4 protein-coding genes are annotated in these 6,301 nt (G+C 69.3%); 1 reads left to right on the top strand and 3 read right to left on the bottom strand.

The genetic code is table 11. The features are described from left to right. Nucleotides 1–708: 708 nt before the first annotated feature. Both HZB25_10655 and HZB25_10650 read right to left on the bottom strand, forming a co-directional pair. A complete protein-coding gene (locus HZB25_10655) occupies nucleotides 709–2,088 on the bottom strand; it encodes an insulinase family protein (protein MBI5837695.1) in 1,380 nt (459 codons plus the stop codon). 8 nt (nucleotides 2,089–2,096) lie between these two features. Beyond that, nucleotides 2,097–3,431, bottom strand: a complete 1,335-nt coding sequence (locus HZB25_10650; GenBank protein MBI5837694.1) for an insulinase family protein — start codon at nucleotides 3,429–3,431, stop codon at nucleotides 2,097–2,099. A gap of 413 nt (nucleotides 3,432–3,844) precedes the next feature. Between HZB25_10650 and HZB25_10645 the strand changes: the two genes are divergently transcribed. Further along, nucleotides 3,845–5,842, top strand: coding sequence for a S9 family peptidase (locus tag HZB25_10645; GenBank protein MBI5837693.1), 1,998 nt, complete (start codon nucleotides 3,845–3,847; stop codon nucleotides 5,840–5,842). Nucleotides 5,843–5,894: 52 nt separating this feature from the next. Here HZB25_10645 and HZB25_10640 read toward each other — a convergent pair whose 3' ends face one another. Next, nucleotides 5,895–6,224, bottom strand: coding sequence for a YbjQ family protein (locus tag HZB25_10640; protein MBI5837692.1), 330 nt, complete (start codon nucleotides 6,222–6,224; stop codon nucleotides 5,895–5,897). Nucleotides 6,225–6,301: the final 77 nt, after the last annotated feature.

Genomic DNA, 6,301 nt, shown 5'->3' with positions numbered 1-6,301 from the left:
AACGCTTGCGCTTCCGAACCCGACGAATGACACTACCCATCTACGGCTCCTTTCGTCTGCGCCTGATGGACGCTTCGCAACGCCATCAAAGCACAGAGGTTGGAGCCGTTTCAATTTCCAACTAAGAATCGCACACCTTCGAGTACTGGGCGGGCGCGCGAAAGTTCCGGTATACGGCGCGTGGTCTTGTGGAGTTAGATGCCGCCGGGAAGGTCCTCGTGACGCAGGTTCCAATGGCGCCAAAGGTCGTGCGAGGCGAACGGGTGGTGTGCAGCGATTGCCGTAATCTTCCTCGGCGAGTCAAGGTCTGGATAACTCTCAATGCCGCAGGGATAATGCAGACGAGTGAATTCCCGGAGGATGTGCCGCTTGAGAGAGAGGTTGCCATGGCTGTCTACGAGGGGCTCCAGGCGTGGCGGTTCGAGCCGGATTCCACGTCGAGGGGACGACGTGGACCGTATGAGATTGAGGTGGAAGTAGTTGGGAAGAGGTAGGCTGGGTAGAGTGTACCGTGATGGTGTCCACCTGACACCCGCCCCGGATTCGGGATTCTGCTACAAGTACCGACTGGCACAGTCGGGCCGGCGTCGAGTCCAGGCGTAGGCCAAGAGAGAGCCGGAGGCGGAAACCCGCCTCCGGCATTAGCTTACGAGATCGAATGAACCATCGCAGGGATCACCCCGGCCCCGGACGGCTGGTTCCGCGGCCCTACATGGGCTTGAACTCCACCTTTCCGAGCGTCAGCAGGTCCTTCTCGATCTCCGCGCGCTTGCCCACCACCACCAGCAGCGGGCTGTCGCAGAAGTAGGTCTTCATCACCCTGAGGACGTCGGCGGAGCTGGTGGATCCCACCCTCTCCTGGAAGCCGTCCACCCACTTCGGGTCCAGCCCGTAGAACTCGATGCCGCCGATCACCCCGGCCAGGCGCTCCGGGGCCTCGATGCGCAGCGGGAACAGGCCGTTGGTGTAGTTGCGCCCGCGCCCCAGCTCCTCGGTGCCGAGCGGCACCTCGCGCATGTCCTTGAGGATCCCGAAGATGATGTTGAGCGTCTCGAGGGTGGACTTGTTCTTGGTGTTCACCGACACGTACGCGGCTCCGGCGTCCTTGTACCACGCCTCGCGGCTGTGCGGGCTGTACGAAAGTCCGCGGCGCACGCGGATTTCCGTGACCAGCCGGGAGGTGAAGCCGCCACCCAGGATGGCGTCGGCCACCTGCACCGGGTAGTAGTCCGGGCTCCTGCGCGGCGCTCCCAGGCAGCCGATGCGGATCTCGCTCTGCACCGCGTCCGGTTTGTCCACCAGCACGATGCGCAGGCCCTGCCGCGCGGGCGGCACGGCCCCCGCGACCGGCGCGGCCGCCTCGCCGCGCTCCCAGCCGGCCAGCGCACGCGTGACCAGCTGCTCGGCCTGCGCCGCCTCGATGTCGCCCACCACCGCCAGGATGGCGTTGTTGGGGAGATAGTGCCGGCGGTGGAACAGCCTCACGTCATCCGCCGTGAGCCCCTTCACCGACGCCTCGGTGCCCTCGAGCGGGTGCGCGTACGGGTGCGAGCCGAACAGCTCCGCGAAGAACAGGCGGTCGGCCATCTCGCCGGGCTGATCCTTGAGCTGCGCCAGGCGGCCCACGACCTCGCTGCGCGCGCGGTCGAACTCGGGGGGCGCGAACGCGGGCCGGGTCACCACCTCGCCGAACAGCGCCAGGCCCTGGTCCAGGTTGCGCTTGAGCACTTCCATGTCCACCGTGGACTGGTCGCGGTCGGCGCCGGTCTCCAGGCGCGCGCCCAGGAAGTCCACGTCGCCGGCGACCTGCGCGGCGGTGCGGGTGGCGGTGCCGCGCTTGAGCAGCGTCGCCGTCAGGTCGGCCAGGCCTTCCTTCCCGGAGGGGTCCGCGGTGGAACCGGACTTCACCACCAGGTGCAGCTGCACCAGGGGCAAACGGTGGTCGGGCATCACCAGCAGCACCAGGCCGTTGGGCAACACCCGCCGCTCGTAGGCGGGCAGTTTCAGCGGGCCGGCCGGGGCGAGCGCGGGGAACAGGAGCAGGCCCAGGAGGGCGAGCCGCGGGGCGAAGCAAACGGTGTTGCGCATGTCCCCTCCTAGCGGGCCGGCGCCGCGGCGGTTTCGGTCGGGATGAACGTGACCACCGTGCGGCGCAGCGGGTTGAAGTACCTGGCCGCGACGCGCTGCACGTCGGCGGCGGTGACGGCGCGGTAGCGGTCCATCATGGTGTTGACCAGCTTCCAGTCGCCCAGCATCAGCTGGTAGTTGCCCAGCACGAGGGCGCGGCCCTCGGTGGTCTTGAGCTCGCGCACCAGGTGCGCCTCCAGGCCGTTCTTGGCGGCCTCCAGCTCGCGCGCGGCGACCGGGATGCGCGCCAGCGTGTCCAGCTGCGCGTACAGCAGCTTCTCCACGTCGGCGGGGGCCTTGTCGGGCTTCACCGTGGCGGTGAGCACCAGCAGGCCGGGGTCCTTCATCCACTCGAAGTTCGCGCCGGCGTCCAGGCAGGTCTGCGAGCCGGCCACCAGCGAGCGGTACAGGCGCGAGCTCTCGCCGCGCGCCACGATGTACTCGAGCACGTCCAGCGCGGGCATGTCCGGGTCGGTGGCGGAGGGGCCCTTGTAGCCCACGTACACCAGCGGCACCTCGCCCTCCTTGCGGATCTCGGCCCGGCGCTCGCCCATCTGCTCGGGCTCGGGCGTGGGGATGCGCTTGGGCGGGTCGGAGGCCTTCAGCACCCCGAGGTATTTCTCCACCAGCGGGAGCACCTTCTGGCTGTCGAAATCGCCCGAGAGCACCACGGTGCAGTTGTTGGGTGCGTAGTAGGTGTGGAAGTACTCGCGGCAGGACTGCACCTTCATGCTGTCCAGGTCCGCCATCCACCCGATCACGTCCCAGTGATACGAGTGGGCGTTGAAGGCGGTGGCCCACAGCTGCTCCTCGCACGGCCCCTCGGTGGTGTTGTCCACCCGGAAGCGCCGCTCCTCGCGCACCACGCCCAGCTCGTGGTCCATGGATGCCTGCGTGAGGTTGAGGTCGCGCATGCGGTCCTGCTCCAGGTCCAGGACGGTCTCGAGCGCGCTGCTGGGGAAGTCCTCGTAGTAGGCGGTCATGTCGCGGCCGGTGAAGGCGTTGCTGTAGCCGCCGTTGCCCTCGAGGGTGCGGTCGAACATCTCGGGGCCGTACTTCTTCGCACCGTTGAACATCATGTGCTCGAAGAGGTGCGAGATCCCGGTGATGCCCTGCACCTCGTTGCGGCTGCCGACGTGGAAGAACACGAAGTAGGTCATCACCGGCAGGGTGTGATCCTCGACCAGCAGCAGCTGCATGCCGTTGGCCAGACGGTGCTCCTTGACGTCGAGGCGCTGCGCGCCGGCCGGGACGGCCAGCAGCAGCGCCAGCAGCGGAATCATCCACGGCGAGTGTCGCCGCATGCGGGATCCTCCCATTCCATAGGGGGTGCCATTGCGAATGCGGCCGCCGGCGGGGTGGCCGGCGGCCGCTCGGCCGAAACGACGCCGGGCCCGGACGGGGCCCGACGGTGAGTCCGGATGCTGCGGATCGGTCCTACCGCCCCCCGCGCCGGGCCGCCGCGGCCTTCTTGAGGTTGCGGCGACGCTTCCAGCGCTGGCGGATGCGGGTCTTGCGGACGCGCTGCTTGCTCTTGCCCAAAATGCCTCCTGGTGGATGGCCGGATTGTGGCCGGATCTGCATGCACCTTAGGCGGGTGGGGGCGGGAGGTCAAGGCGACCCCGGGGGGCATTCCCAGCCGTCCGCGGGCTGCTACACTGTCGCGGATCCGCGCCGCCCACCCTGGAACCCGGCCGCCCGACCCCGGAGGATCGCCGTGCCCACGCAGCCCAAGCACCCCCTTACCGTCGAGGACCTGTGGGCCATGCCCCGGGTGGCTCCCCCGGCGGTGTCTCCCGACGGCGCGAAGCTGGTCGTGCCGGTCACTACCTACGACATGGAGAAGAACCAGGGCCGCACCCGCCTGTGGTCGCTGCCGGCCGGCGGCGGAGCGCCGCGCGCGCTCACCGCCGACGACTCCAGCAGTCGCGAGCCCGCGCTGAGCCCGGACGGGACCCGCCTCGCGTTCGTGCGCGCGAGGGACAAGGAACCTGCGCAACTCCACGTGATGCCCCTGGACGGAGGCGAGGCCGAGAAGCTCACCGACCTGCCTCTGGGCTGCTTCGACCCGAAGTGGTTCCCGGACGGCCGGCGCGTGGCGCTGGTTGTGCCGCTGCTGCGAGAGGCCCCCACACCCGCGGGCACGCGGGAGCTGGCCGCGAAGCGCGAGGCGGAGCCGGTGAAGGCCCACGTCACCGAGGATCGAATGTGCCGCTACTGGGACCGCTGGCTCACCGACGGCGAGGTGCCGCACATCTTCGTGCTCGACACCGTCACCCGCGAGCTGCGCGACCTGACCCCCGACAACACCCGCTGGTTCGACCTGATGGACCCGGCCGGGCAGTACGACATCTCGCCCGACGGCTCGGAGATCGCCTTCTCCGCGGATTCGAGCCCCGCGCCGCACACGCTGATGAACTGGGACATCTTCACCGTTCCGGTCACCGGCGGGCCGGTGCGCAACCTGACCGCGGGCAACCCGGGGCACGACCTGCGGCCGCGCTACAGCCCCGACGGCCGCTGGATCCTGTACGGGATGCAGACGCTCCTGACCTTCTATGCCGACCGCGTGCGCCTGGCGCTGTGCGACCGGCGGAGCGGCGCGCACGCGGTGCTCACCGAGGCCTGGGACCGCTCCGCCGGCGGCTGGGAGTGGAGCCGCGACAGTCGCTCGATCGTGTTCCACGCGGAGGATCGGGGAGTGACGGCGCTGTACGAGATCCGCGTGGGCGCGGCGGCCGCGGGCGCGGAAGCCGCCCCGGCCACGCCCGTAGAGCTGCACCGCGGGGGGCACGTCGCGGGCATCTCGGTGTCCGAGGGCGCCATCCACTTCGTGCAGGACACGCTCCACGCGCCGCCCGAAGCGGCCGCGTGCGATCGCGACGGCGCGAACTTCCGCTGGGTGAGCGGCTTCAACCGCGACGTGCTGGCGAAGCTGGACCTCGGCGAATCGCGCGTGATGGAGTTCCAGGGCAGCGAGGGCCACCCGGTGCAGATGATCCTGGTGCTGCCGCCGGGCTTCGACCCGAAGAGGAAGTACCCGCTGGTGCACATGATCCACGGCGGCCCGCACGCGATCTTCGGCGACCAGTTCCACTTCCGGTGGAACCCGCACGCCTTCGCCGCGCCCGGCCACGTGGTGGCGCTGGTCAACTTCCACGGCTCCACGTCGTGGGGGCAGGAGTTCGCGCAGTGCATCCAGGGGGCGTGGGGCGACCGCCCGTTCCGCGACATCATGCTGGCCACCGACGTGCTGGAGAAGCTGCCCTTCGTGGACCGGGCCCGCATGGCCGCCACCGGGGGATCCTACGGCGGCTACCTGGTGAGCTGGATCGCCGGGCACACCGATCGCTTCGCCTGCCTGGTGAATCACGCCGGCGTGTCCGACACCCAGACCCAGTTCGCCAGCGACGAGACCGTGGACGATCCCGCCTCCCTGGGCGGGGCCCCCTGGGAGAACCTGGAGGGCCTGGACCGCTGGAACCCCGTGCGCCACGCCGCGGACTTCAGGACGCCGATGCTGGTGCTGCACGGCATGCGCGACTACCGCGTGCCGCACGCCCAGGCGCTGTCCATCTACGCCGCCTACAAGGCGCAGGGGCTCGAGGCCCGGCTGGTGGTGCTGCCGGACGAGGGCCACTGGATCCTGAAGCCCAGGAACTCGCGCTTCTGGTTCGGGGAAGTGCTGGGGTGGCTGGGGAGGTATCTCAAGTAGGGGAGATGGGGAACCGCGCGGGGGGCGCACGCAGGCGCGCCCCCCGCGGAAGCTAGGATTTCTGCACCACCACCGCCGTCCCGTACGCGATCACCTCGGTCACGCCGGAGAGCACTTCCGTGGCGTCGTAGCTCACGCCGATCACCGCGTTGGCGCCCAGTTGGTCCGCGTGCTGGATCATCAGCTCGTAGGCGTCCTTGCGCGTGCTCTCGCAGAGCTCGGTGAACAGCGTGATGTTCCCGCCGAAGATCGTCTGGATTCCAGCGCCGATGGTCCCGAACACGGAACGCGAGCGCACGATGATGCCGCGCACCACGCCCAGGTGGCGCTGCACGCGGTAGCCGTCGAGAAACGGGGCGGTGGTGACCATCGTGTGGTCCATGGGTCCTCCTCTGGGGGTGCGGGACAGGGCCGGCGCAAACTTCGCTCTTGGATTCCGTACCGGGAGTATGAAAGAAT

The sequence above is a fragment of the Candidatus Eisenbacteria bacterium genome (assembly GCA_016235265.1).
In the GTDB taxonomy this organism is placed as follows: Bacteria; Eisenbacteria; RBG-16-71-46; order RBG-16-71-46; family JACRLI01; genus JACRLI01.
Note: the sequence above shows the minus strand (reverse complement) of the source record. Positions and strands in the feature narration are given on the sequence as shown.